General features: G+C 68.9%; 16 protein-coding genes. 6 read left to right on the top strand and 10 right to left on the bottom strand.

Annotated features, from left to right (window positions below; translation table 11 throughout):
- Positions 1-11: 11 nt before the first annotated feature.
- The 7 genes from JOD67_RS30520 to JOD67_RS30490 all read right to left on the bottom strand — a co-directional run bounded on the left by JOD67_RS30520 (position 12) and on the right by JOD67_RS30490 (position 13,350).
- Positions 12-4,409, bottom strand: coding sequence for a glycosyltransferase (locus JOD67_RS30520; RefSeq protein ID WP_205121153.1), 4,398 nt, complete (start codon positions 4,407-4,409; stop codon positions 12-14).
- A 362-nt stretch (positions 4,410-4,771) separates the two neighbouring features.
- Entirely contained in the window at positions 4,772-5,677 is a 906-nt protein-coding gene (locus JOD67_RS30515) for a mechanosensitive ion channel family protein (RefSeq protein ID WP_205121152.1), read from the bottom strand.
- Between the two features lie 147 nt (positions 5,678-5,824).
- Positions 5,825-7,933, bottom strand: coding sequence for a prolyl oligopeptidase family serine peptidase (locus JOD67_RS30510; RefSeq protein WP_205121151.1), 2,109 nt, complete (start codon positions 7,931-7,933; stop codon positions 5,825-5,827).
- Between the two features lie 130 nt (positions 7,934-8,063).
- On the bottom strand, positions 8,064-9,707 hold the full coding sequence (locus tag JOD67_RS30505; protein ID WP_205121150.1) for a type 2 periplasmic-binding domain-containing protein: 1,644 nt from the start codon (positions 9,705-9,707) through the stop codon (positions 8,064-8,066).
- 58 nt (positions 9,708-9,765) lie between these two features.
- A complete protein-coding gene (locus JOD67_RS30500) occupies positions 9,766-11,433 on the bottom strand; it encodes a type 2 periplasmic-binding domain-containing protein (RefSeq protein WP_205121149.1) in 1,668 nt (555 codons plus the stop codon).
- Between the two features lie 25 nt (positions 11,434-11,458).
- Entirely contained in the window at positions 11,459-12,328 is an 870-nt protein-coding gene (locus JOD67_RS30495) for a carbohydrate ABC transporter permease (RefSeq protein ID WP_239554112.1), read from the bottom strand.
- A gap of 20 nt (positions 12,329-12,348) precedes the next feature.
- A complete protein-coding gene (locus JOD67_RS30490; RefSeq protein ID WP_205121147.1) occupies positions 12,349-13,350 on the bottom strand; it encodes an ABC transporter permease in 1,002 nt (333 codons plus the stop codon).
- Between the two features lie 542 nt (positions 13,351-13,892).
- Between JOD67_RS30490 and malQ the strand changes: the two genes are divergently transcribed.
- From malQ to JOD67_RS30465, 5 genes are all read left to right on the top strand, one after another.
- Positions 13,893-16,040, top strand: coding sequence for a 4-alpha-glucanotransferase (gene malQ / locus JOD67_RS30485; RefSeq protein ID WP_307782611.1), 2,148 nt, complete (start codon positions 13,893-13,895; stop codon positions 16,038-16,040).
- 211 nt (positions 16,041-16,251) lie between these two features.
- Positions 16,252-17,025 carry a DinB family protein gene (locus JOD67_RS30480; RefSeq protein ID WP_205121146.1) on the top strand — a complete coding sequence of 258 codons (774 nt, stop codon included), beginning with the start codon at positions 16,252-16,254 and terminating at the stop codon, positions 17,023-17,025.
- Between the two features lie 9 nt (positions 17,026-17,034).
- Positions 17,035-17,382: a hypothetical protein gene (locus JOD67_RS30475; protein WP_205121145.1), complete on the top strand. Its 348-nt coding sequence runs from the start codon at positions 17,035-17,037 to the stop codon at positions 17,380-17,382.
- Entirely contained in the window at positions 17,369-17,758 is a 390-nt protein-coding gene (locus tag JOD67_RS30470) for a DUF5130 family protein (RefSeq protein ID WP_205121144.1), read from the top strand. The genes JOD67_RS30475 and JOD67_RS30470 overlap by 14 nt, the downstream gene beginning before the upstream one ends.
- Positions 17,758-18,594 carry an aminoglycoside 6-adenylyltransferase gene (locus JOD67_RS30465; RefSeq protein ID WP_205121143.1) on the top strand — a complete coding sequence of 279 codons (837 nt, stop codon included), beginning with the start codon at positions 17,758-17,760 and terminating at the stop codon, positions 18,592-18,594. The genes JOD67_RS30470 and JOD67_RS30465 overlap by 1 nt, the downstream gene beginning before the upstream one ends.
- On the opposite strand, the gene pepN is transcribed toward JOD67_RS30465, so the two are convergent.
- The gene (gene pepN, locus JOD67_RS30460) at positions 18,585-21,143 is read right to left on the bottom strand and encodes an aminopeptidase N (protein WP_205121142.1); all 2,559 of its coding nucleotides are present in this window, start codon (positions 21,141-21,143) and stop codon (positions 18,585-18,587) included. The two genes, JOD67_RS30465 and pepN, sit on opposite strands and share 10 nt — an antisense overlap.
- Positions 21,144-21,258: 115 nt before the next feature.
- Between pepN and JOD67_RS30455 the strand changes: the two genes are divergently transcribed.
- Positions 21,259-21,873: a mycothiol-dependent nitroreductase Rv2466c family protein gene (locus tag JOD67_RS30455; protein WP_205121141.1), complete on the top strand. Its 615-nt coding sequence runs from the start codon at positions 21,259-21,261 to the stop codon at positions 21,871-21,873.
- Between the two features lie 65 nt (positions 21,874-21,938).
- On the opposite strand, the gene JOD67_RS30450 is transcribed toward JOD67_RS30455, so the two are convergent.
- Positions 21,939-25,022, bottom strand: a complete 3,084-nt coding sequence (locus tag JOD67_RS30450; RefSeq protein ID WP_205121140.1) for a M36 family metallopeptidase — start codon at positions 25,020-25,022, stop codon at positions 21,939-21,941.
- A gap of 425 nt (positions 25,023-25,447) precedes the next feature.
- Complete coding sequence (locus JOD67_RS30445; RefSeq protein ID WP_205121139.1) at positions 25,448-26,320, bottom strand: helix-turn-helix transcriptional regulator; 873 nt, start codon at positions 26,318-26,320, stop codon at positions 25,448-25,450.
- Positions 26,321-26,398: the final 78 nt, after the last annotated feature.

Here is a 26,398-nt window from a genome sequence, read left to right as displayed (position 1 = left end):
TTGGGTCGCACTCAGCCGCCCGGAAGCAGGCCCACCGGACTCGGCGCGGCGAAGTGCACTTCGAACGCAGGTGCGCTCTGGTCGCCGACCACACCGAACTCGGTGGGCCGGAACGTCGAGCGCTGCAGGTTGAGCACCCGGCTGAGCCGGGCTACGTCCGCCGTACTGGTGACCGGGCGGCCGTCGATCGAGGTGATGCGGAGGTTGCGGCGCGGCGAGGCGCTGCTCTCGCCGGGCTCCTGGGCGAACCCGGCGACGCCCAGCCGGTGCTCGCCGGTCAGCAGGGACAGGACGCTCAGCAGCCGCGAGTCCACCTGTCCGGACTCCAGCGACGCCCGCGCGGCCGGGGTCAGCTCGAGCCGGTCGTTCGTCGCGAGCTCGGTCCCGGCGAACTGCCGCGCTTGGGCGTCGGCCGCGGCGTCCGCGTCGGTCGGGACGGACTGCTTGGGCAGGACGAGCCGGATCTCGATCCGGTCGTTGCCGGTCCCGAACGTCGCGATGGCCGGCGCCTGGCCGAGCCGCTGCCGCGTCGCGGGCGACGGCTTGGGGGAGGTGCGCGTGAACGAGGTCTCCACCACGTAGTCGAGGCCGGACTCGGCGAGCGCCGTCGGCGTGAGCGCCTTGGTGTCGGCGGCGCCGACGACGGAGTCGACCAGGTCGAACGGGATGAGGTACGTCGTGGAGAAGCCCGCCGAGACGAGGCGTCGCATCATCGTCTCGCCGGCGATGACCCGGCTGCCGGACGCGACGTTGCGCTCGATCCACTGGACGGCTGCAGCGCTGAACGAGGCCGCCCGCGCGTTCTGGCTCTCGTCCGGACCCGCGGTCGGCGCCGCCTGGGTGATCGGCACCCCACCGCCAAACTGGGGCGGCGAGATCACCGTGGTCACGAGCAGGATCGCGGCAGCGGCCACCCCGAGCGACGCGAGCGCCGGAATCGCGCGGCGCGGCGCACGGATCCAGGCGAACCCGCGTACGGGGGTCTGGGCGATCCGGACCAGCGCCGGGATCGGGATCGGCACGCCCGGTACGAGCTGCGGAGCGCGGCGCGCCGCCAGGTCCTCGACCCAGCCGAACAGCACGACAGCGACGGCGACCAGCGCCCAGACGATCGCGAGCTGCACCGCGACGTTGTCGACCGCGACGAAGATCAGCACGCCGACGCTGAGCAGGATCGCGACCTCGTGCCACAGGTACACCGTGACCGCTCGGTTGTTCAGGACCTCGACGAGCCTGCGGAGTATGGGAATCCGTTCGAGCCAGCCCATCGACGGCGAGAAGCGCAGCAGCAGGATGACGAAGCCGAACGACCACATGGCTTGGGCGAACGGGATCTCGTTCAGGTCGTACGTACCGAGGACGCCGTACTGGTTCCACGCCCACCAGCCGCCGATCGCCAACGTGGGCACGGCGAGCAGCGCCAGCGTCGACCGCCTCGCCCGCTTGATCATGCCGTCGTGGTGGGCGAAACCGAGCAGCCAGCAGGCGCCGTACGTCGCGACGTCCAGCAGCGCCGAGTTCAGCAGGCTTCCCTCGAAGGTGAACACGCCGACCGCCGTCAGCGCGATCATGCCGAGCGGCACCAGCATCGTGCGGACCGGCCAGCGGCGGAACGCGGCGAGCGCGAGTGGGGAGAGCAGCACGAACCACAGGTACGTACGCAGGTACCACAGCACCGCGCTGACGTCGCCGCCCCAGTCGCTGGTCGGCGGGTCGAGAATAGGGAACAGCCACAGCAGCAGCTCGGGCCCGTTCAGCGCCCGCGAGGCGTCGCCGTTCGACGTCCAGCCCTGCCAGATCATCACCGGCACCCAGACGATCGCCAGCAGCCACAGCGCGGGCAGCAGGCGGCGCAGCCGGGACATGATCACGCCGCCGGACGAGCGGTCCAGCGACCGCGCCATCAGCGAGCCAGCGAGGCCGAACATGATCCCCATCGACGGGAAGATCAGGCTGAACCAGGCGAGCCCCATCGTGTGGTACGTGACGATCCGGACCAGCGCTATCGAACGCAGGAAGTCCAACCAGCGTTCACGTTTGGCCACGGTCACCGGAGCCGCGACGGCGGACGCCACGCGCGTCGGACGTACCGGATCGGACGCGATCGTGCCCGTCCTGCTGAGCTTGTTCCACCCGAGGTGCGCGCCGCGCAGCGCGGAGACGAGCGACTTGAACACCAGGTACGCGCGGAGCGGCTCCTGGATCGCCGGATAGAGCGGCAGGATCAACAGATGGGACGGGCGTTCCTTCTGCAGGATCACGCCGATCGTCGCGAACACCAGATGGATGCCGAGGAAGACCAGTAAGTAGAACAGCACGGTCGAGACGCCCTGGTCGCGCAGCGCGAGGAACACCATCAGGTAGATGAACGGCATGAACGCGACCGACGTCGCGAGCGAGAGCGCGGCGAACGGGAGCACGACGAGTCCGAGGCAGCCGAACCGCGGGCGCAGCAGCATGCCGCGGTGCTTCCACAGCGACTGCAGGTTGCCGAACGTCCAACGCAGCCGCTGCCGGAGCAGCGCGGCCATCGTCTCCGGCACCTCGGTGTAGGCGATCGCCTCGTCGTCCTGCGTGACGAGGTAGCCGTGCTGTTGCAGCGTCAACGCGAGGTCGCAGTCCTCGGCGAGCGTCGCCTGCGAGAAGCCGCCGACGGCGAGCACCGCCGAGCGGCGCCAGGCCGCGCAGGCGCCGGGGACGGTCATGATCGCGCCCATCGCGGCGTGCGCGGCCCGTTCGACCCCGACCTGGGTCAGGTACTCCAGAGCCTGCCAGCGGGTCAGCAGGTTGCGGACGTTGCCGACCTTGACCACGCCGGCGACGGCGGCGAGGCGTTCGGCGCCGGGACGGACGAAATGCCTTACCAGGTTGGTGATCGCGTCCGGCATGAAGATCGTGTCGGCGTCTCCGGTCACCACGATCTCGCCCGCCGCGGCCTCGAAGCCGTTGTTGAGCGCGACCGCCTTGCCGGTGTTCGCCTGCCGGACGAGACGGACCCGGTCGTCGGTCGCCTTGATCCGGTCGACGATCTCCGCGGTCCGGTCGGTGGACCCGTCGTCGACCACGACGATGTCGAGGTACGGGTACGTGGTGCGGCGGAGGGTGTCGAGCGTCCGCTCGATCACCTTCTCCTCGTTGAACGCGGCGATCACCACGCTGATCAGGGGAGCGTCGAAGTGTGGTGCGTACGAACGGATCCGTCGCTTGCGCAGGAGGCGGCGGATGATCGCGAGGGTGATGTTGACCAGGCCGACCGTGACGACGAGGAACACCGCGAGGTAGAGCAGGTAGCGCAGCAGCTGCCCGCTCCACGCGGAGATCACGACGGCGCCGCCGAACGTGAGCTTGTCCCACGTCGTGGGCGTCACCTTCGAGGTCGCCGTGGCGAGCTCGGGGTTGACGTCGGGCATGGTGTGGAACGTGTAGCCGCGCGCTCGGGCCGAGTCGATCAGCTTCTTCGTGTAGGCGACGCTGTTCTCGCGCTTGCCGCCCGCGTCGTGCAGCAGCACGGTGAGGTTGTCGCCAGACAGGTCCGGCATCGGGATCGCCTTGTGGTCGAGGGCGTGCTCCCAGTCGGCGGTGTCGAAGTCGTAGTTCGCGATCTGGTAGCCCCATTGCTGGGTGCGCAGCAGCGCCTCGGTGCTTTCCCGGACCGACTTGTCGTCCGCGCCGTTGTAGGGCGGCCGGACATAGTCGACCCGAACACCACCGGTGACGCGAAGAATGCGATCGGTGAGAATCAATTCCTCGCGCGTCTGAAATGCGCTGACCGTACTGAGGTCGGCGTGGCTGTACGAATGGTTGCAAAGCGCATGTCCTTCACGCACGATTCGCGCCACGATGTTCGGGTATTTCGCCGCGTTCCGTCCCATGATGCAGAAAGTCGCGGGGACGTGTTCGCGGGAAAGGAGATCGAGGATTTTCGGCGTGTAGGTGGGATTCGGGCCGTCGTCGAAGGTGAGCGACATCGTGTGCGTCCTGGACGGTTCGTAGCCGTACCGTTCGATCGCGTACGTGCTCTTGCCCAGCCGCGAACTGTCGGCGGCACTCACGACGTGCAGGGGAGTGTCGGCGAACGGGTCCATCGCGATCAGGTGGGCGCCGTGCCGCTCGAGGCGGACGACGCGCAGCAGCGGGCCGGTGCCGAACAGGGGCGCCGTTCCGACCTCGTCCGCAGTGATGGCTGGATACCTGACGCCGGCTTCGAGTGCCGTGGGTTGACTGATCTGAGGCACCACGATCGCGAGGGCGGTGACGAGGAGCGCGGCCGCGACAAGCAGAGCCATCCGCACCACACGCCAACGCCGCCCGGTCGGGTCGAAGAACATGACCCGGTCGGGCTTCTCGGTGGAGGCGATTCCGGACACGCCGGTACGCACATCCTGCGAAGCCACAGCGACGACCCCCACGCCGTGATAATTGCCTCAGCATGACCACCGGGTGCCGTCGCTCCTAGCTTTGGCAGTCCGGCCCAAACCCCTGTACCCCTGCGCGCTCCCACGGCGCGGACATTTCGTTTGCAGACGCAATATCGAGCGTGGGTGCGTGCCTGTCAAGACGTTAGCGTGACTATCCGGAACGTGGTTCCAAATGGCTAGGTAAGTATGTTAAATGTCAGAATTTCGGAGAGTCGTCTCTGATCCGGACGGTGCCGTTACTCAGCGTCTAACGAATTGCCCTCGCACGCGTTTTCACGGTTTCGGAAAACGGTCTAAACCATGCTTTCCGTGAGCTTGGGAAGATCCCTCGCGGATGGGTGCAAGACGCGGGTTCAGGCTGGTGGTTGGCCCGGGCCAGACCACGGAACGGGCTGCGGAACGCGGATTCCCTCCACGGCGAACGCGTCCTTGAGCCGCTGCCGGAGCTCGCGCTGCACCGAGAAGTGTTCGTTCGCCGTGCATTTTCCGATCACCCTCAGCGTGACCGCGAGTCCGCTCACGCCCTCGATGCCGACGACCTTCGGCGCCTCGATCACCTTGCCGGCCCAGTCCTCTTCGGTGGCCAGTGCCGCCGCGACGGTGTTGATCAGGTCCTCGACGCGTTCGGTGTTCTCGTCGTACGCGACGTCGACGTCCAGTAGGAGAGTCGACCAGCCCTGGCTCTTGTTGCCGACGCGGAGCACCTCGCCGTTGCGTACGTGCCACAGGACGCCGTCGCCGTCACGGAGTCTCGTGGTCCGCAGCCCGACGCCCTCGACCGTACCGACGGCCTCGCCCATGTCGATCACGTCGCCGATGCCGTACTGGTCCTCCAGCAGCATGAAGACGCCGGACAGGAAATCCTTCACCAGGTTCTGCGCGCCGAACCCGAGGGCGACGCCGACCACGCCGGCACTGGCGAGCAGCGGGGCGAGGTCGAACTGGAGCAGGCCGAGCACCATCAGCACCACCACGGTGCTGACGACGACGGTGGTGATGCTCTCGAACAGCGAGCCGAGCGCCTCGGCGCGCTGCCGGCGACGCTCGTTCGCGAGGCCCGCGTGGTTGACGATCGCGGCGGCGGTCTTGCTGCCGAGCAGCCGATCGGGCGCCGTCAGGCCGACCGTACGGCGGACCAGGCGGCGGATCGCGCGGTGCACGAGCAACCGGATCACGACGCCGAGCACGATCACCAAGGCGATCTTGCCCGGCACCTCGAGGGAGTTGGCCCAGAATTGCCAGTCCAGAGCGGCGTTCATCGGTTCATTCTTTCCAGCGAACCTGAGAGCCTCGACCTAGCCCCTCTTTTGAGAGTTGCCTCGACCGGAAGGACTCCTGCCGGAGCTACAAGCCAAGCAGGGCGTTCACCGCGCTCTCCGACTGGTGCCGCCATAGCTTGGTGATCCTTATTTTTTCCGCAAGCCGGTCGCCCAGGCGAGGAAGGCCAGCGTGTCGGTGGAGAGTTCCACAGTGCGGGACAGAGCGCGGTTGCTGTGCCCGACCTCCCGCTCGTTCCGGAGCAGGATCGGGTGCGTCGCCGGGTGGGACGCCGAGGAGTGCTGCAGCGCGGCCGCCATCTTGCGGGCGTGCAGCGTGTCGACGCGGGTGTCGCCGTCGAAGACCGTGAACAGCACCGCCGGGTACGGCAGGCCGTCGGTCACGCGGTGGTACGGCGAGTAGGCGAGCAGCCAGCCGAACTCCTCCTCGTTCGACACCGTGCCGTACTCGTCCGTCCACAGCTGCCCCAGGCCGGAGCGTTCGTACCGGACCATGTCGAGCAGCGGCGCGGAGCAGACGACCGCGCGGAACGCCTGCGGGCGCTGGGTCAGCGCCGCGCCGACGAGCAGGCCGCCGTTCGAGCCACCGGAGATCGCGAGCAGGTCGGGCGTGGTCCAGCCGTGCTGGGTCAGCCAGTCGCCGGCGGCCAGGAAGTCGTCGAACACGCGCTGCTTCTGGTCGCGCATGCCGGCGCGGTGCCACTCCTCGCCCTCCTCGCCGCCGCCGCGGAGGTTGGCGATCGCGTACACGCCGCCGGCCTCGACCCAGGAGAGGATGCCGGCGGAGAACGCTGGGGTCAGCGAGATGCCGAATCCGCCGTACCCGTAGAGGATCGTCGGCCGCGGCTTGTCCGGATCGCCGTCGGCGGGTGAGATCACGAACATGCGGATCTCGGTGCCGTCGGGCGACGGGTAGGTGATCTGCCGGGTGGCGATGTCGGGCAGGTTGTCGACGGTGCCGGGCGGGGTGGCCCAGATCGTGCACTCGCCGGTGCGGGCGTCGAAGCGCCAGATGCTCGACGGAGTGCCGTAGTCGGTGTAGCCGAACCAGCACTCGTGGCCGCCCTCGGGACGTTCGCCGACGCCGCCGACCGAGCCGACGCCGGGCAGCTCGACGTCGCCGCGCTGCTCGCCGGTGGCGAGGTCGTGGACGGTGAGCTTGGACACGGCGTGCTCGGTCCACGAGGTCACGAGCAGCGGTGCCGGGAGCTCGGGGCCGTCGAGGATCGCGTAGTCCTCCAGAACGGCGTCGTCGTCCTGAGCGACGAGCGTGCGCCACTGCTCGTACGGCGGCACCCCGTTGTCGAGGTCGGCGACCTTCAGCTGTCCGCGCGGCGCGTCGCGGTCGGTCCAGGCGTAGAGCTTGCCGTCTCTCCCGACCCGGGCGCCGACGCGGGCGTCGACGCCGACCTGCAGGGGAGCGAACGTGGGCGCGTCGAGCGCGCTGCTGGTGAGGTCGGCCAGCCAGACGTCGTTGCGCGGCGCCGTACCCAGCGCGGCGCTGACCATCAGCCAGCGGCCGTCGCGGCTGACCGTGACGCCGTAGAACGTGGTCTTGTCCAGGTCCGCGCCGAAGACGATCACGTCGTCGTGGGGGTTCGTGCCGACCTGGTGCAGCCAGATGCGGCGGTGGTACTGGCGTTCGTCCTTCGGCACGTCGTCCGGGTGCAGCCTGCGGACGTAGTAGAAGGCCTTGCCATCGGGCAGCCAGGCGATTGGGGAGGACCTGGTGCGGTCGATGGGTCCGTCGACCTGGCGGCCGGTGGCGACGTCGAGGACGACGATCTCGGACTCCTCGGTGCCGCCGCGGGAGACCTGGTACGCGAGCAGGTCGCCCTCCTTCGAGGGCTGCCAGGCGTCGAGCGTGGTGGTGCCGGACAGGTCGAGCTCGATCGGGTCGACGAGGACGCGTTCGGTGCCGTCCAGGTCGATAGTGTGCAGAACGGAGTGCTCCTGGTCGGCGGTGCGCCGCAGGAAGAACTGCCGCTCGCCGCGCCAGACCGGAGCGCCGATCGCGCCGGAGGCGAGCAGCTGGCCGAGGCGCTGCTTGAACCCGTCGTGCTGGTCCCAGTCCTTGCGGCGCTCGCGGAACAGGTCCTCCTGGCCCTCGAGCCATCGCTCGGTGTGCTTGGACTCCGCGTCCTCCAGCCAGCGGTACGGATCAGCGACCACCTGCCCATGCAGAGTGTCGGTGCGCTCGTCTCGTTCGGCCTCGGGATAGGGCGTGGAGTTCGTCACGACCCTGAACCTTACTGTCCACGGCCGATCACAGCTGATCGCGGCGACGTTTCGAATCAGGGACGCCCTCTATCCATCTATTCGACAGAGGGACGCCCTCATTCGAAACGGTCGCCTCCACGGTCAGCCGTCACCCACCAGAGGAGCCCTGCTTCTGCAGCTGCTCCTCCAGCTCCGCCCGGATCTTGTCGCCGCCGCCCGCACGCCACGTCGCCACCGCGTCGTCCCAGGCCGACAGCGGCTTGCGGCCCTGGATGATCTCCTCGGTCAGGTCGTCCAGCGCCGTCGTCAGCACCGCGCCCTTCGTCGCCTCGGTCTCGGAGTACAGACCCGAGCACGGGTTGACGATCGCCGTCGGGATCACCTTCGACTCGTACGCGTGCTGCCGCTCCACGTCCGTCGGCCGCCCCGGCTCGTAGATCGGCGTCGACGGCTCCGCGATATAGCGGATCGGCAGCACAGTCTGCGACTGCCCGTTCGGTGTCAGCTTCGGGTCGCCCTCCGGCGAGAGGGTGTGGTGCAGGCCCTCCAACCCGTACACGTTGAAGAAGTACTCCTCCGTCCCGAACGGCGCCGCGAAGTAGTCGCAGATCCGCAGCAGCTCCTTCAGCCGATCCGGCGAAGCCTTCTTCAACGACGTGATCGAGAAGATCGACCCACCCGCGTGGACAGCGCCCGCGCCGCCCGAGAAGCCGGGCAGCACCGTCCAGTCCAGGTCGAACGAGGGGTTGTTCGACGAGTCCGACACGTACTGCCGCCACCCCGGATACCCGTCGTAGTGCAGCACGATCTTGCCCGAGTTGAACCACTGCTTGACGACCACGTTCTCCACGCCGAACGCATCGGGATGAACGACGCCCGCCTTCCACTGCGAGAGCGCGTAGTCCAGAGCCTGCTTCCACTCCTCGGTCTCCCGCGCGTGCGTCAGCTTCCCGCCCTCGGAACGCCACGAGTTGGGCGCCTTCAGCATCTGCGCCGCCATGTTGACGATGCGCGTCGCCGAGCCGTACGCCCACCGCGACTTGCCGTCCGTTAGCTCCTTCGCCAACGCGGACAGGTCGTCCGCGTTCGACAACGATGTCGACAGGCCGAGCTTCTTCACCACGTCGAACCGGGTGAACACCGGCGAGCCCACCGGCTCGCGCGGGATCGGGATGCCGTAGATGCCGCCGTTGAAGACGGAGTTCTTCCAAGCCCGCGTGGGAATCGCCGCGAGGTTCGGGTACTCCTTGATCGCGTCGCCGGCGAGGTACTCCGACAGGTCCGCGAACTTCGACGACAGCATCCGCGGCATCTGCGGCTTCGTCCCGCGCACCTGCATGAGGTCCGGCAGCGAGTCGGCGTTGCCGGCGATCAACGTCGCGAACTTCGCGTCGAAGTCCCCGCCCGACGGCGTCATGATCATGTTGAACGTGACGCCGAGCCGCTCGTTCAGCGTCGCCCAGTACTTGTTCTTGTCCGCGCTCGGCGGCAGCGGGAAGTAGATGTTCGCGAACGCCAGAACGGTACTTCCCGCCCCGATGTCACCGGTGACGGACTTCGGCTTGTCCTTCGGGTAGTGCACGAACCCAGGCCGTACACCGGCCTCGGTCCCAGGCAAGTCCGGCTTGACGCCGGTGTAGGCAGCGTACGTGGGGAGTTCGACGCTCTCCCGGCTCACCGCCTTCTTCGCGCCAGCACCACCGGACTCACCGCAGGCGGCCCCTGCCAGGAGGAGTGCGGCACCACCCGCACCTCCCAGGAATGCGCGCCGGCTCAGCTCGGATCTGGGCATGCCAATCACTCCTCCCCGCGGCTATGCGATGGTGCGCAGCGCTGCGGCCGCGCCGAAGCTACTTAGAGGTCGGACCACCCTGCTTCTGCAGCTGCTCCTCGAACTCGGCCCGGATCTCGTCGCCGCCGCCCTTGCGCCAGGCGTCCATCGCCTCGTCCCAGGTCGCCAGCGGCTTCCGGCCCTGAATGATCTCGTCGCGTGCGTCGTCGAGCGCCTGCGAGAGCTGTCCACCCTTGCTGGCTTCGACGTTGGAGTACATGCCGAGGACCGGGTTCGGAATCGCGTCCGGGACCGTCGCCGACTCGTACTCGTGTTGGATCTTCACGTCCTGCGGGCGTCCCGGCTGGTAGATCACCGACGGGTTCTCGGTGATGTAGCGGACCGGGATCACCGTCTCCGAGCGCCCGACAGCGGTCAGCTGCGGGTCGCCGTTCTTGTCCAGCGTGTAGTGCGTCCCCTCCTCGCCGTAGAGACGGAAGAAGTACTCCTCGGAGCCGAACGGGGCCGCCAGCCAGTCCGCGATCCGCAGCTGCTCCTTGATCCGCTCCGGGTCGGCCTTCTTCAGCGCCGTGACGCCGTTGAGGAACGTCGATCCACCCTGCGGGATCCGCGCCTTGCCGCCCTCATAGGCCGGGACGTACAGCAGTGCGAGGTCGAAGTCCGGGTTCGTCACGTTGTCGGCGATGTACTGCGTCCAGCCCTGATAGCCGTCCGGCTGGATCACCACCTGGCCCGCGTTGAACCACTGCTTGAACGGGATCGAGTCCGCGAACGCGTCCGGGTGGATCAGCCCTTCCTTCCAGAACTTCGCCGCGGTCTCGAGCGCCTTCTTGTGCTCGTCGGTCTCGTTCGCCGCCGTCAGCTTGCCGCCGTCGTTCCGCCAACCGGACGGCGTGTTCTGCATGATGCGAACGATGTCGATCGGGTAGCTGACCTGAGCGAAGGCGTAGCGGTTCTTCTTCGGGTCCGTGACCGCCTTCACCAGCTCGTAGAACTCCTCGAAGTTCTCGGGCTTGGTCGTGAAGCCGGCCTTCTTGATGATGTCGTTCCGGACGAACGGGAACGCGCCCACCGCGTCCCGCGGCACGGGCAGACCGTAGATGCCGCCGTTGTAGACGCAGGACTTCCACGCGCGCTCGGGAATGTTCGCGAGGTTGGGGTACTCCTTGATCGCGTCGCCCGCCAGGTGCTCGCTGAGGTCGGCGAACTTCGCCTTGAGGATCTGCGGAAGTCGCTGCGGCGCGCCCGTGTTGCGCGTCAGCATCACGTAGTCCGGCAGGTCGTCGCTGGCGAACGTCGTTGCCAGCTTGGTGTTGTACTCCTGGTTCGGAACCATCACCATGTCGAGCTTCGCGTTGAGCCGCTTGTTCAACGCCTGCCAGTACTTGTTCTTGTCCGGCCCCGGAGGCAGCGGGTAGTAGAGGATCGCCATCGCCTTGAACGTGTTGCCGGCACCCGGGGGCTCCGGGACCGCCTTCGGCCGTTCCTTCGGATAGCTGAAGAACCCGGCGCGGATCCCGCCCGGCGAGCCCTCGAGATCGGGCTTGACGGCGGTGTACTCGACAAGCGTCGGAAGCTTCACCGCGGTGTTGGCCTCCGGCGTGTCCGCGCCGCCCTTGTCGTCCGAGCCGCATGCCGCGAGGAGCGCCCCGCCGCCCGACGCGAGCACGGCCGCACCGCTGGCTCCCTTGAGGAAGAACCTCCGGTTGAGCTGACGATCTGTCATGACTTCCTTCTCTCTCGAATTGCCGTCAACCCTTGACCGCACCGATGAGGACGCCCTTGGCGAAGTGCCTTTGCAGGAAGGGATAGACCAGCAGGATCGGCACGATCGACACCACGAGGATGGCCATCTGGATCGACTGTTGCGGAGGCAGCGCCTCCGCGCCGATCGCCAGCTGGTCGGTGCCGAGCGGAGACTGGTTGACCACGTACGTTCGTAGCACCAATGACATCGGCCATTTCTCTGGAGTGCTCATATAGAGCAGCGCGTTGAAGAACGCGTTCCAGTACGCCACCGCGTAGAACAGGCCGATGACCGCCATGACGGCCTTCGACAGCGGTAGCACGATCTGCAGCAGGATCCGGAGCTCGCTCGCGCCGTCCAGCCGCGCGCTCTCCAGCAGTTCTTCGGGCAGCTCCATGAAGAACGCCCGCATGACGATCACGTTGAAGCCGTTCACCAACACCGGCAGGATCAGCGACCAGTACGAGTCGAGCAGGCCGAGCTGCTTGACCATCAGGTACGTCGGGATCAGACCCGGGCTGAACAGCAGGCTGCCCAACAGCAGGAAGATCATCGGACGGTGCAGCAGGCTGCCCGGCCGGGACAGTCCGTACGCCAGGGCTGCGGTGCAGGCGAGGCTGAGGAACGTTCCGACCACCGTCACACCGACGCTCACCAGCGTCGCCCGGGTGACGACGCCGCCCGCGAAGATCGCGCGATACGCGTCGAGCGAGGGGTCCTTGGGCAGGAGCAGGAAGCCGCCGGCCTCGTTGAGCGCCTGTTGGCTGGCCAGGCTGGTCGAGATCACCGCGAGGAACGGGATCAGCACCAGCAAGCAGCAGATCAACAGGACGACGGCCTTGGCCGCCGTCGTCAGCAGAGACGGCTTCTCCATCCATACGGGCCTGAGAGTGCTCATCGCTTGGTGTACACCCCCGGCTCCCCGAAGATGTGGGCGACCTTGTTGGCGCCCACGACCAGCGCGACGCCCACGACGCCCTTCACTAATCCGACGGCAGCGGAGATTCCCCAGTTACCGCCGACGATGCCGTTGTTGTACACGTACGTATCCAGCACCTCGCTCGCATCCTTACCGACGGGACCCTGCTGCAGGATGATCTGCTCGAAGCCCACGTCCAGCGCGTTGCCGAGGCGCAGGATCAGCAGCAGGATGATGAGGCTCTTCAGTGCGGGCAACGTGATGTGCCAGATCCGTCGCCAGCCTCCGGCGCCGTCCACTGCGGCGGCCTCGTAGAGGTTCTGGTCGACGCGGGAGATCGCGGCCAGGAAGATGATCGTGCCCCAGCCGGCGTCCTTCCAGATCACCTGCGAGGTGATCAGGACCTTGAACACCTCGGGTACGCCGATGATCTGGAACACGCCCAGGTCGCTCTCGCGGAGGAACGTGTTGAGCATGCCCGCGTTCCCGAGCATCTCCTGGAACAGCGCGACCACGATCACCCAGGACAGGAAGTGCGGCAGGTAGAGGATCGACTGGACGGTCCGCTTGATCCTGTCTGACAGGAGGCTGTTCAGCAGCAGGGCGAGGGCGATCGGGACCGGGAAGACGAAGACGACCTGCAGCACGGTGATGATCAAGGTGTTGATCAAAGCCGTGATGAAAGCCGGGTCGCCGCTGAAGATCACGGCGAAGTTGGTGAAGCCGACCCACTCGCTCTCGCTGAACCCGAGGAACGGTTGGTAGTCCTGGAAGGCGATGACGTTGCCGAGCAGCGGAACGTAGCGGAACGTCAGCAGGATCAGGACGCCCGGTATCGCGAGGAACAGCAGGAGCCAGTCGCGGCGGAACCGCGAGCCCAACGTGCTGTTCGACCGCGGACGTCCACCCGCCCGGCGGGAACCTCCGTCAGCCTTCCCACGCGAACGCGTGAGCAGCCCCTGGTTGGTCTGGGCCATTCGGCCGGTTCCTCCCTGTCGTGCGGTCGGAGTCTCGTGCTACGCCGAGGCAGTCCCTCGGCGTCCCGCTGCGATGGTCGAGCCGGGAGCTTCGCGATGGGGAAGCGTTTTCCCAAGCCAACCTTCTGCCATCTGCCGAACAATGTTGCGCCCTCGTGGCCCTTCCGAGATCGCGGCACCCCCGCGCGCTTACTCGAACCGTGTGGCCGTACGTCCGTCGTCGATCGCGTCCCATCTCATCGGCTGCGCTCGAGCGCGTGTTACGCCGAGACAACCGCGAGATTGCCCGGAGGCTACTACCAGTGTGGTTCGCTTCGTCAAGTACCGCAACCGGTTGCCAACTCGTTGCCAGGTGTTGACCGGGTCGGATCATTGGGCCAGAATCGGGCAGCTGGGAAAGCGTTTCCCCCTGGACCCGGGCCGTTGTTATCCATCTGTCACAGAGGCATTTTCTGTGGTCGTGAAGTGTCCGGGAACGGACTGCTTCTTTCGGTGGGCGCGGGCGACGGAGAGCTGCGGTCGCCGCCCCCTATCTTTGGCCCGTGGGTGATGAGAGCGCGGACCGAGCGGACCGACTGGGGCCGGAGCTGGCTGAGCTGGCCGCGGCGTACGGCGTCGCGACGGAGTACTGGGACTGGCGCGGCAACCATGTCGAGGTGGCCCGCGCGACGATCGTCGCCGTCCTCGCGGCGCTCGACGTCGACGCGTCCTCGCCCGCGGTGATTCGACGCGAGCTGACCGCCGCAGCGCAGCAGAAGTGGCGGCACCTCCTGCCGCCCTGCGTCGCGACGCGGGAGGACGTGGCGACTCGGTTCGCCGTGCACGTTCCCCATGGCGCGCACGTCACGGTGTGGGTCGAGCTCGAGGACGGCACGCGCCGCGGCGACGTGACGCAGGTGCATCACCTGGTCGCGCCGCAATGGATCGACGACCGGCTGATCGGCGAGGCGACGTTCTCGCTGCCGCCGGACCTGCCGACGGGGTACCACCGGCTGCTGGCCCGCTCGGACGGGCGGTCGGCGGACGTCCCATTGGTCGTGACGCCCGCGCGGATCCCGATGCCTTCGAGTGTGGCGGCGCACCGGTCGTGGGGGTACGCGGTGCAGCTCTACAGCGCGCGGTCGCGGCGCTCGTGGGGGCTCGGCGATCTGGCCGATCTCGCCGACCTGGTGTCGTGGAGTGGTCGGGAGCTGGGTGCGGGTTTCGTGCTGCCGAACCCGTTGTTCGCGTCGGATCCGACGGTGCCGGTCGAGCCTTCGCCGTACCTGCCGACAAGCCGGCGGTTCATCAGCCCGCTGTATCTGCGGGTCGAGGACGTTCCTGAGTACGGGTATCTGTCTCCTGCTGCTTTGGCTTCATTGGAGGCTATTGCTCAACCCTGTAAGGCGATGAACACCTCTCCTGCTCTGCTCGATCGGGACGCTGTGTGGGCCGCGAAGCTCGCCGCTCTCGAGGCTCTGCAGGCCGTGCCGTTGTCGCCGGGGCGGGCGGGGGAGTATCGGGAGTTCTTGGCGCGGGAGGGCTCGGCGCTGACGGACTTCGCTACCTGGTGTGTGTTGGCGGAGTTGCACGGCGACGACTGGCACGAGTGGCCGGTGGCCTTGCGTTCGCCGTCCTCGCCGGAGGTCGCCGCGGTGCGTTCGGCGTCTGCTTCGCGGGTGTCGCTGTACTGCCTGGCGCAGTGGTGGCTGGACGAGCAGCTGGCCTCCGTTCAGGCCCGGGCTGTCGCCGCCGGGATGGGGCTGGGGGTCGTGCACGACCTGCCGGTCGGCGTACATCCGGACGGGGCGGACGCCTGGGCGCTGTCGGACGTTCTGGCCAATGGCATCGGGGTGGGGGCGCCGGCGGACGAGTTCAACCAGCAGGGCCAGGACTGGTCGCTGCCCCCGTGGCGTCCCGACCGGTTGGCCGCGACCGGCTACGCGGCCTGGCGTTCGTTGGCCTCGGGTGTTTTCCGGCACGCGGGTGGGCTGCGGGTGGACCACGTGATCGGGATGTTCCGGCTGTGGTGGGTGCCGGCGGGGATGCCGGCTCATCAGGGGACTTATGTGCGGTACGACCACGAGGCTCTGGTCGGGATCCTTTCGTTGGAGGCCGCGCGGGCTGGGGCTGTCTTGGTGGGGGAGGACTTGGGGACGGTCGAGCCTTGGGTGCGGGACGTGCTGCGGGAGCGGGGGATCCTGGGGACGAGCGTGCTGTGGTTCGAGCGGCAGTCGGATGGGTCGCCGCTGCCGCCTGAGGTGTGGCGGGAGCTCTGTTTGGCAACGGTGACCGTGCACGACCTGCCGCCTTCGGCTGCGTACCTGTCGGGGGCGCATGTGCGGTTGCGGGCTTCGTTGGGGTTGTTGACGCGGTCGGTGGAGGAGGAGCTGGCTGCTTTCCAGTCGGAGCAGGCTTTGTGGCAGTCGACCCTCACGGCGCGGGGGCTGTTGCGGCCGGGGGCGGGGGAGCAGGAGGTCATCGAGGCTTTGCACCGCTACGTGGCTTTGACGCCTTCGCGGCTGGTGGGGGTGTCGCTGACGGACGCGGTGGGTGATCGGCGGACCCAGAACCAGCCGGGGACGAACAAGGAGTACGCGAACTGGCAGCAACCCCTCTGTGGCCCCGACGGCGAACCCGTCCTGCTGGACGACCTACCCACCCTCGAACGCCTCCGCGCCCTCGCCGCCACGTTGGCCACACTGCGCTGACCACCCTGCGGTGATCATGTACGTGATCATGAAGCCGGAGCTGTCATATACGCCGGGTTTGGCTTCATGATCACGCACATGATCATGGTGCGGGGTGCTCCGAGCCGATCGTGCGATCCGACGGGGTCCGGTGAAGTCGCGAGGCGAGCTGGGCCTGGCGGATCGCTGTTCCGGACGAGGATCGTCCGGAACACGGTCTACGGTGACCGGCATGAGCGAGCTGTTCGAGGGTGCCGACCTCAGCGGGGCCGTGTTTCGGGAGGTGGATCTGAGCGACGCCAGGTTCGAGCGGGCTTCGTTCCAGCGCGTGGTCATGCGCGGCGTGGAGCTGGTGGACGTCACGATCGACGGCGACATCGAGGGCCTCGTCATCAACGGCGTGGAGGTGGCTCCGCTCATCGTCGCGGAGCTCGACAGGCAGAACCCCGACCGGGTCAAGATGCGGCCCACCGACCCCCAAGGGTTCCGCGAGGCACGAGAGCTCGTCGAGCAGCTCTGGAAAGAGACGGTCGCCAGGGCCAGGCAGCTGCCACCCGAGCTGCACCACGAGAACGTCGACGGCGAGTGGTCGTTCGTCCAGACGCTCCGCCACCTCAACTTCGCCATCGACGCCTGGGTCAACCGCGTCATCCGAGGCAACCCCCACCCGTGGCACGAGCTCGACCTGCCGTTCGACGGCATGCCCGACATCCAAGGCATCCCCCGCGACCGCGACGCCAAGCCGAGCCTGGACGAGATCCTCACCGTCCGCGCAGACCGGCAAGCCAGCCTGCGCGAGGTCATCGACAACCTCACCGAAGAACAGCTCGCCAGCAGCACCGAGCCGGTCGAAGAGCCGGCCTGGCCGAGGAGCGAGAGCTTCTCCGTCAAAGAGGTCCTCCACCTCCTCCTCAACGAGGAGTGGCAGCACCGCCTCTACGCCGAACGGGACCTCGCCGCCCTCGAGGCGCGGGTCGATCACCACGAGGCCCGAGAGAGTCGATAACGTGGACTCGTGAAGATCCGGAAGGCTCTGCGCTGGGCCACCGTTGGGGCAGCCACCGCCGCCACCTTGGCGGTGCCGGGCATCGCCGCCGCGGAGACGCCGTCGTCCTGGACCGAGAACGGACCGATGCCGTGGGTCGAGGTCATCGGCATCTACGTCGGCATCCCGGTCGGCCTCTTCCTGCTCATCTCCGTGCTCGTCATCGCCCCCTCGCTGGTCCGCGGCTCCGGCTACCGGCCCGGCGGGTCGTGGTATTCCGAGCCGCTCTCGTTCGGTCCCGAGTCCAAGCCGGTGACCGCCGAGGCCGAGACGGCAGCCGCCGCGAAGCGACGAGGAGGTGCCGGTGCCAGCTGGTGAGGGCCTGAGCCCACGCGAACGCGGCGACATCGCGCATGCCGTACGCACCGCGACCGAGCTCTGCGGCTACCCGTTCACCGTGCACATCAGCGGCGCGGACGAGGAGACTCGCCCGTACGCCGAGACCCTGCACGCCGGGCTGCCTGACAGCGACCGCGCGGTGCTCGTGTTCATCGACCCCGGCGCGAACCGCCTGGAGATCGTCACCGGCACCGAGGCACGCCGCGTGCTGAGCGACGACGACTGCGCCCTGGTCGCGCTGACCATGCAGTCCGCGTTCGCCGTCGGCGACCTGGTCGGCGGTACGACGTCCGGCGTTCTGCAGCTCGCCGAGCACGCCCGCCGCCCGACGACGGTCCACACCGACACGCCGTAGTGCGCCCGGAAGCGGTCGAACGAGCCCTCGCCCCGCTGCCCGAGGGCTACCGCACCCTGTTCGACCGGCTGCTCACCGTGGTGGAGCACGACGAACGGATCCGCGCGCTCTGGCTCTCCGGCTCGCTCGCCAGAGGAGACGCCGACGCCGGCTCCGATCTCGACGTCCTGCTCGCGGTGGCCGACGACGACCGCGACGGGTTCGCCGAGAACTGGCGCGAGTGGCTCGCGACCATCACCCCGACGCTGATCGCCAGACCGCTCACGTTCGCGCCCGGCAGCTTCTACTCCCTGACCAGGGACTGCGAACGCCTCGACGTCGTCGTCGAGACGGTGACCACCGCGAGAACGACGACCCCGTTCCGCACCAGGCTCGTCGTCCTCGACCGCGACGGCCTGCACGAGGACCTCCCCGACCCAGAGCCGCCCAAGCTGCCCGACCGCGAGCGCATGGAGTGGATCGTCGAGGAGTTCTTCCGGCTGCTGGCGATCTTCGTCCCGGTCAACCTCGTCCGGAAGGACTATCTCCTCGGCGTCGTTGGCGTCCAGGGCACGCGGCAGATGCTGCACGAGCTGTTCGTCAACGCCAACCAACCCCTGCCCGCGACCGGCGTGAAGCAGTGGAGCTCGAAGCTCACACCCGCCCAGCGAGCGCTGATGGAGTCACTCCCGCCGCTCGACGCGACCCGGGAGTCTCTCGTGCCGGCGATGCTCGCCACCGCCGAGGCGTTTCGTACGGCGGGCCGCGAGGCCCTCGAAGCGCAGGGCATTCCCTGGCCCGAGGACCTCGACCACACCGTGAGCGCTCACGTCACGGCCGCACTCGTTCAGCTCTGAGCGTCGCGCTCCTGCGCCTTCAACGTACGTTCCAGGTCCGCCAGACCCTCCGACACCAGTCGCCGCACCGCGCCCGAGGGCTGGTGCGTCTCCAGCCACGTGCGCACCTTCGCGGCGGCCTCCGGCGTCGGCAACGCCCGCGGGAACAAGCCCACGAGGAAGTTCGTCGCCATCTCCGTCGTCTTCCGCTCCCACACCCAGGTCGCTGCCTCGAGGTAGCGGTCCACGTACGGAGCCAGCAACGACTCCTGCCCGAACTGCCAGAACCCGCGGATCGTCTTGGCCTGCGTCTGGTTCGGGACGTCGTCGCGCTCGACGGCGTCAACCCAGGCTTGCTCCTTCGCGTCACCGGAAGGACGAGCGGCCCGAGCCGCGGCCGCCTCTTCCTGGCCGCGGATCGTCCCGTCCCGCGACAGCTCGGCGTCGATCTCGACCGTGCCGATCGCACCGAGCCGCGCCAGCTCCTGCACCAGCAGCCACCGCACCTCGGCGTCGACCGCGAGTTCCGGCAACGTCACCGATCCGTCCAGCAGACCGGCCAAGAACGCGGCGTCCTCGGACGACTGAGCCGACGCCGCGAACATCCGCACGAACGTCAGCTGCTTGTCCGAACCAGGCTCAGCAGACTCCGCCAGACTCCGCAATCCCGAAGCCCACAAGGCCAAAGCCTCGTCCCGACGCGCCGGAGCGCTGTAGAGCTTCGACGCGAAGTTCGCCGTCCGCACCAGCATCTGCACGGTGTTGATGTCGGGCTCCGCGGCGACACCGTTCAGCACCAGCTGGACGTAGTCGCGACCCGCCAGCTCGGCGTCGCGACAGGCGTCCCACGCCGACATCCAGCACAGGGACCGCGCGAGGGAGTTGTCCAGCGACCCGATGTGCGACACCAAGGTGTCGAGCGAACGCGCGTCCAGACGGATCTTCGTGAACGCGAGGTCGTCGTCGTTCAGCAGCAGCAGATCCGGCTGCGCGGCACCGATCAGCTCAGGCACAGCGGTGCGCTCGCCGACCACGTCCCGTTCGACCCGCGACTGCCGCACCAGCCCGTCGGAGGTCAGCGAGTAGAGCCCGATCGCCAACCGGTGCGAGCGAAGCGTCGGGTACTCGGGGACCGCGGTCTGCCGGACGAAGAACGAGGTGAACCGCCCGTCGGAGCCGACCTCGAACTCGGCCGACATCGTGCTCACGCCCGCCGTCTCGAGCCACTCCCGGCTCCACGCGTCGAGGTCGCGCCCGCTCGTCGCCTCCAGGCACTCGCGCAGGTCCGCGAGCGAGGCGTTCCCCCACTCGTAGGTCTTGAAGTAGTGCCGCAGTCCCGCGAAGAACTCCTCGCGACCGACCCATGCGACGAGCTGCTTGAGCACACTCGCGCCCTTGGCGTACGTGATGCCGTCGAAGTTCGTCTCGACGTCCTCGAGGTCGCCGATGTCCGCCGAGATCGGGTGCGTGGTCGGCAGCTGGTCCTGCCGGTACGCCCACACCTTGTCGGTGTTCGCGAACGTCGTCCACGAGTTCGTCCACCGCGTCGCCTCGGCCTGGCAGAGCGTGCTCGCGTACGTGGCGAACGACTCGTTCAGCCACAGGTCGTCCCACCAACGCATCGTGACCAGATCGCCGAACCACATGTGCGCGAGCTCGTGCAGGATCGTCGTCGCGCGCACCTCGTACGCCGCGTCGGTCATCCGGCTGCGGAACACGTACTCGTCGCGGATCGTCACGCAGCCGGCGTTCTCCATCGCGCCCATGTTGTACTCGGGCACGAACAGCTGGTCGTACTTCGCGAACGGGTACGGGTAGTCGAAAAGCTCCTCGTAGAAGGCGAAACCGCGCCGCGTGACGTCGAGGATCTCGTCCGCGTCGAGGTGCGCGGCGATCGACTGCCGGCAGTAGACGCCGAGTGGGATCTCGCCGTTGCGGGCCTGCACCGTGCCGTGGACGCCGTGGTACGGGCCGGCGACGAGCGCGGTGATGTACGTCGAGACGCGCACCGTCGGCTCGAACTCCCAGCGCGCGACGCCGTCGCCGAGCGAAGTCGGCGCGGGCGTGGCGGAGTTCGAGACGATCTGCCAGTCCTCCGGCGCGGTCACGGTGAGCTGGAACGTGCCCTTGAGGTCGGGCTGCTCGAACGTCGTGTAGACGCGGCGGGCATCGGGGACCTCGAACTGCGAGTACAGGTAGGTCAAACCGTCGACCGGGTCGACGAAGCGGTGGATGCCCTCGCCGGTCGTCATGTACGCGGCGTCGGCGACGACCCGGAGCTCGTTCGTCTCCTCCAGCCCGGAGAGCTGGATGCGCGTTCCGTCGTAGGCCTGCGCCGGGTCCAGCTGCCGCCCGTTGAGCGTGAGCTCGCGGACGTTCGGCGCGACGAGATCGGCGAACGTCCCCCCGCCCGGCTCGGTGCAGCGGAAGCGGACGACCGTGGTGGACGGGTACGTCGCGTACGACTTGTCAGGGGCGCTGGTGAGGTCGAGCTCGACGTCGTATCCGTCGACGGAGATCAGACGGGCTCGCTCCGCAGCCTCGGCGCGGGTGAGGTTGCTTCCTGGCATTAGTCCATCCTCGCACGGTCAGTTCCGGACGCCGGAGGAATGCCCGGAAGGGTTCGCCGAGTTGCGCTGGAGGTAGGGGTCAGACGTGAGGGCACGTACGTATGGAGGAGCGACAATGTCGGACGACCGTCAGGTAGCCGATTTCTGGTTCGACCCGGGTTGCCCATGGGCGTGGATCACGTCCCGATGGATGCTGGAGGTCGAACGGGTCCGGCCCGTGACGCCGCGCTGGCACGTGATGAGCCTCGCCTACCTCAACGACGGTAGGCAGCATGGCGCGGTGCGGGCGATCATGGCCGCGGCCGCCGAGGCGGAGAAGGCAGGCGAGGACCGCTCGGACGCGCTGCTGAGGCTCTACACGGCGTTCGGAACGGCGTTCCACCTGGACAAGAAGCCGCGCGAGCAGGCGACGTACGAGGACGCGCTCGAGGCCGCCGGCTTCGACCGGTCCCTCGCCGCCGCCGTCGAGACGGACGAGTGGGACGAGGCGCTGCGGAAGAGCCACGACGAGGGCATGGACCAGGTCGGCACCGACGTGGGTACGCCGGTGATCAGCGTCAACGGCTCGGCGTTCTTCGGCCCGGTCGTGACGCCCGTCCCGCGGGGCGAGGCGGCGGGCAAGCTCTGGGACGGCGTCCTGCTGGTCGCCAACACCGAGGGCTTCTTCGAGCTGAAGCGCACCCGGACCGTCAACGCCGACCCGTCCTGGACGCCGCTCCCGCCCGCCTGAGCCCCGTGATCATGTACGTGATCATGAAGGCGTACCCGTCGTATACGACCAATTTCCCTTCATGATCACTCCCAGACGTCGAACGCGGTGCTGGGCCGGCGCGATGCCGGGTCGGTGCCGTACGCCATGAGCTCGGCGACGGTCGCGTCCTGCACCGTCGCCGAGGCCCGGCAGTCCGAGGTCGACAGCGGGTCGGTGTCTTGTTCGGAGACGTACGCCGGCGCCCCGGTGCACTGGGTCGAGAGCACGACCAGACGCAGCTGGGTCGCCGACACGTCCGGGACGTCGAACTCGCGGAACACCAGGTCCGGCGTCACTGGTCGCGGCCGCCCGGCCGGGAACGCGTCGGCCGGCGAGGTGTAGAAGCGCCGCCAACCGGCGTCGGTACCGCACGCCACGCTGCACGCCTCGAGCGCGAAGCTGCGCAGGCTGGCGAAGCGCATGCCGCCGTCAGCGCTGGGCGTTCCGGCGATCGAACGGGGGAGCGCGCTCACCCGTACCGACCGCACGGCCTGCGGCGCGGACCCGGCCAGGTCGATGGTCGCTGCCGCACCGATCGCGTCCGGCGTCCGGCCGGTCACCGACCAGGCCGACGCCTCGGAGTCGTCGATCAGCCCAGCCGCGCTCGGCTCCTCGGCGGCGGCGCGAGCGCCGTTCGTCGCGGAGGCGACGTTGCGGGACAGGTGCAGCGTCAGCCACGACGTCCGGCCGGCGACGATCGTGACCCGCGCGCGGCCCATGCCGTATCCCTGCGCCGACCAGGTGAGGTCGTACGTCCCCGGCACGAAGTGCAGATGGCGTGGAACGCCCGCCCGCGCGTCGGTGGTCGTCACCGGCGACGTACCGGCCTGGTAGCGGCCGATGCGGATCGCGGCGGCCAGCGGACGGCCCGAGGAGGCCTCGACCGCCTTGACGAGCAGCGTGCCCTCGGCGCCGAACGGCGTGGTGAAGTCCGGACGCGCGGCGCCGAGCGGCGTCAGCGTGGCCGCGATACCCAGCCCGCGGTGCGCGAACGCCTGCCAGATCTCGGCCTGGTTGGCGCCGCCGAAGCGCAGCCGGTCGGCGGCGAGCAGCGCGTCCCGCGCCGTCGGCATGCCGGAGTCGGGCTGCAGGAGCAGCAACGAGTCGAAAACCAGCTGCAGCCAGCGCCGGTTGCCCGGGCACTGGGCGGTGGGGCGCTCGCCGGCGGCGCACGCCTGCTGCAGTTCGGCGTTGGCGACGGGGAACGCCTTGTCGTACTTGGCGATCAGGGCGGCGCGGACGTCCCAGTTCGCGGCGGACCAGATCTCGCCGTCGGCGGCCGCGTCGGGGCCGGCGAGGTCGTAGCCGAGGTTGCCGAAGTTCAGCGGGCTGGACCCGACGGGGTAGTTGCGGATCCCGCGCTTGGGGTTGCCCGCGACGTACCCGCCGATCGCGGTCGCGCGGGCCTCGCCGCGGCCGGTCTCGCCGTGCGCGAGCAGATACTCGGCGGCGATCAGGTCCGACCAGGACTCGCCGAGCCCCTGCGCGTTCGGCGCGGACAGCCCGAGGTCGGGGCCGGCGGCCAGCCGTTCGGTCACGGCGTGCGCGTACTCGTGCGCGACGACGGTCGGGTCGAACGCGCCGTCCACGCACGGGCCGTACCACTGCGCGGCGACCGGCTGGAACAGATAGAGGTTCGTAATGCCGGGGATGCCGTCCTGCAGCGTGGCCTGGTTGGCGTTGTTCCGGCCGAGGTACGTCGGGTAGCCGCCGGTCAGCGCGCCGGACTGCACGTACCCGACCTCCGGGTCGCCGGACGTCGCGCTCGCGCGCTGCAGGTTGGCGGTGCGCTCGGTGAAGCCCAGGTCGTACGTCCAGTCGTGCAGCGCGTTGTGGCGGGTGAAGACCTCTTTGACCGCGGCGTCGATGTCGTTGCCACCCGGCGTGAGGTTGGCGACGTCGCAGCCGGAGGTACGCCAGACGTCAGCGAACTCCCGGCTCGGCGCGGGGCTCCCGTAGGGCGGCGAGCTCGCGCCGGCCGCGCTCAGTGGGCTGCTCCAGGCCTCGGTCGTGATCGCGTTCTCGCCCTGGCTGCCGCCGAGACCGCCCAGGCCGTTGTCGCCCTGCGGACCGCCGGCGAGCATGCTCGAGATCGCGTTGACGGGTCCGGAGCTCAGCCGCACGCCGCAGCCGGTCAGCGTGGCGTCGCAGCCGCTGGGCGGTGCCTTCTGCACCTTGCCGGTCAGGGCGTCGAAGCCGCTGGGCGGTGCCTTCTGCACCTTGCCGGTCAGGGCGTCGACCCGGTTGGCGCGGACCAGGATGGCGCCGGTGACCGCGTCCACGAACGAGGTCGCGGCGAGCGCGGTGCCGTTCTGGACGTCGACGACGTTCGTCTCGTACGCCGGCCGCACGCCCTGCCCGGGCACGCCGACCGCGGTGAGCCGGACCTGCTGGACCTGCGCGAGACCGGCGACGGTGAACGTGGCCCACTGCCTCGGGTCCGTCGGCGTCTGCAGCGGACGCACGGCGTTGCCGGGGAGCTGCCGGCCGAGGCTCCTCGCGGCCGCGCGCCAGGCGGTGATCGCGGTCAGCGTGGGCTTCGCGGGGGTGGACGCGGCGCCGTACGCGGAGGAGCTGGCGTACTCGACCCGGTTGCCGGCGACGGCGATCGTGATCAGACCGCCCGCGCCGGCGGGGATGCCGCCGAAACGTTCTCTCAGCACCACGACGCTGGCCGGGGTCGTGGTGCCGGGGAGCGGGGCGTTGGTGACGACCTCGAGCTGGTCGACGCTCTGCGCGTTCTGCCGGAACAGGACGCGGTTGGCGTCGACGAAGCCGCGGGCGACGGCTGCCGGGTCCCCTTCGCGGCCCTGCGCGAGGGGCTTGTCAGGCGTCGTTGGCGAGAGGGTCGCGACCGTACCGAACTTGGTCCACCGGGCCGTCGCGCCCAGCTCGGTGACCCGCGCGCGCTGGGCGTCGGTCGGGCCGATCCGGCCCTCGCGGTGGTCGGTGCTGAGGGAGTCTGCGGCCGGGACGCCGCTGGAATTCAGCAGCGTCCCTGGCCGGTTGGTGCTGGCTCCGTCGGCCTGGGCGGGCTGGTGTACGGAGACGACCAGCGCCGCGGTCGCGAGCGCGAGGATCGGCGCACGACGAAGCACATCGGTACAGCGGGTGCGCGGGGCGCGCATGACACTCCTCACGTGCCAACCCGTTCGGGTGGGGCCAACCCGATTAGGCGGTGGTGGGGAAGTTGTGGTGGTGCAAGGCCTCGGTGGAATGAACGACAGCCCGGGGCAGAAGGTTACGCACCGATACGAAAGTGAACGAAATGGTACGCAGCGTCACCGATAGCCCTGCGTGATCATCCCGAGCTGGGCGGTGCTGGCTGGGTCGGGGGCACCCACGTCCGAACCTAGGGGACCAGGGTGCCCCTCACCCCAACCTCCCCGTGACCTGCCCCGTGATCATGTACGTGATCATGAAGGCAAACCCGGCGTATATGACCAGTTCGGCTTCATGATCACGTACATGATCACGGGCGTTGGCGGCGCTTGGCGGAGGGGCCGGCCGATGGGACAGGGGTGCCCCCGACCGAGGGCGCGTCCGCCGGAGATCAGGTGCGGCTCTGCTGCGCGGGTTCGTCGATGGTCGTGGACCAGCTGCCGAGCAGGCTGAGGGCGTCCTCGGTCGGGGAGCCGGCGGCGGCCGTGTAGATCGTCAGCGTGAGCCCGGGATCGGCCGGCAGCGCGAGCGCTTCGAAGGACAGCTCGAGGTCGCCGACGACCGGGTGGTGGAACTGCTTGATGCCGGTCCGGTGCAGCCGCACGTTGTGCGCGGCCCACAACGTGCGGAACACGTCGCTCCTGGTCACGAGCTCGCGGACCAGGTCGGTCAGCGCGCGGTCGTGCGGATCGCGCCCGGCCTCGGTCCGCAGCAGCGCGACCGTGTTGTTCGCGGACAGGTCCCAGTCCGGGAAGAAGTCCGTGGCGCGCGGGTCGAGGAACGTGAAGCGGGCGAGGTTGGCGCCGTTCGCCGGGTTGTCGAACATCGACGAGTACATCGCGCGGCCGAGCCGGTTCGCGGCGAGGACGTCGAGCCGCCGCGAGCGGACGACCGCCACCGCGGTGGTCAGCGCGTCGAGGATCCGCAGGATGCTCGGCCGTACCTGCGCGGCCCGCCGCCGTGGTCGGCTGGCCGGCGCCTGCGCGGCGCGGGCGAGGTCGTACAGGTGCTCGCGCTCCGCCTCGTTGAGCTGCAGCGCCCGCGCGATCGCGTCGAGAACGGACTCCGAGACGCCGCCGAGGTTGCCCTTCTCCAACCGCGCGTAGTAGTCGACGCTCACGCCCGCCAGCAGCGCGACCTCCTCGCGGCGCAGCCCGGGGACGCGGCGCTTGCCGGCGCCGTACACCGGCACGCCCGCGAGCTCCGGGGTCAGCCGGGCGCGACGGGTCGAGAGGAACTCCCGCACCTCGGCCCTGTTGTCCATGGGTTCCACGCTACGACGGCCGTGGGCCGCGAAGGGGGTTCTGTCAGGACCTGGAACGACGTGACCTTGCCCGCTCTG

Source organism: Tenggerimyces flavus (assembly GCF_016907715.1).
Classification (GTDB): domain Bacteria; phylum Actinomycetota; class Actinomycetes; order Propionibacteriales; family Actinopolymorphaceae; genus Tenggerimyces; species Tenggerimyces flavus.
This window is presented reverse-complemented; position numbering and strand designations above follow the sequence as displayed.

Bases quoted from the DNA above. Each gene is read 5' to 3' on its own strand.
- JOD67_RS30515 (WP_205121152.1), bottom strand. From the start codon at position 5,677: ATGAACGCCGCTCTGGACTGGCAATTCTGGGCCAACTCCCTCGAGGTG.
- JOD67_RS30505 (WP_205121150.1), bottom strand. From the start codon at position 9,707: ATGCCCAGATCCGAGCTGAGCCGGCGCGCATTCCTGGGAGGTGCGGGT.
- JOD67_RS30500 (WP_205121149.1), bottom strand. From the start codon at position 11,433: ATGACAGATCGTCAGCTCAACCGGAGGTTCTTCCTCAAGGGAGCCAGC.
- JOD67_RS30495 (WP_239554112.1), bottom strand. From the start codon at position 12,328: ATGGAGAAGCCGTCTCTGCTGACGACGGCGGCCAAGGCCGTCGTCCTG.
- JOD67_RS30490 (WP_205121147.1), bottom strand. From the start codon at position 13,350: ATGGCCCAGACCAACCAGGGGCTGCTCACGCGTTCGCGTGGGAAGGCT.
- JOD67_RS30480 (WP_205121146.1), top strand. From the start codon at position 16,252: ATGAGCGAGCTGTTCGAGGGTGCCGACCTCAGCGGGGCCGTGTTTCGG.
- pepN (WP_205121142.1), bottom strand. From the start codon at position 21,143: ATGCCAGGAAGCAACCTCACCCGCGCCGAGGCTGCGGAGCGAGCCCGT.
- JOD67_RS30455 (WP_205121141.1), top strand. From the start codon at position 21,259: ATGTCGGACGACCGTCAGGTAGCCGATTTCTGGTTCGACCCGGGTTGC.
- JOD67_RS30450 (WP_205121140.1), bottom strand. From the start codon at position 25,022: ATGCGCGCCCCGCGCACCCGCTGTACCGATGTGCTTCGTCGTGCGCCG.
- JOD67_RS30445 (WP_205121139.1), bottom strand. From the start codon at position 26,320: ATGGACAACAGGGCCGAGGTGCGGGAGTTCCTCTCGACCCGTCGCGCC.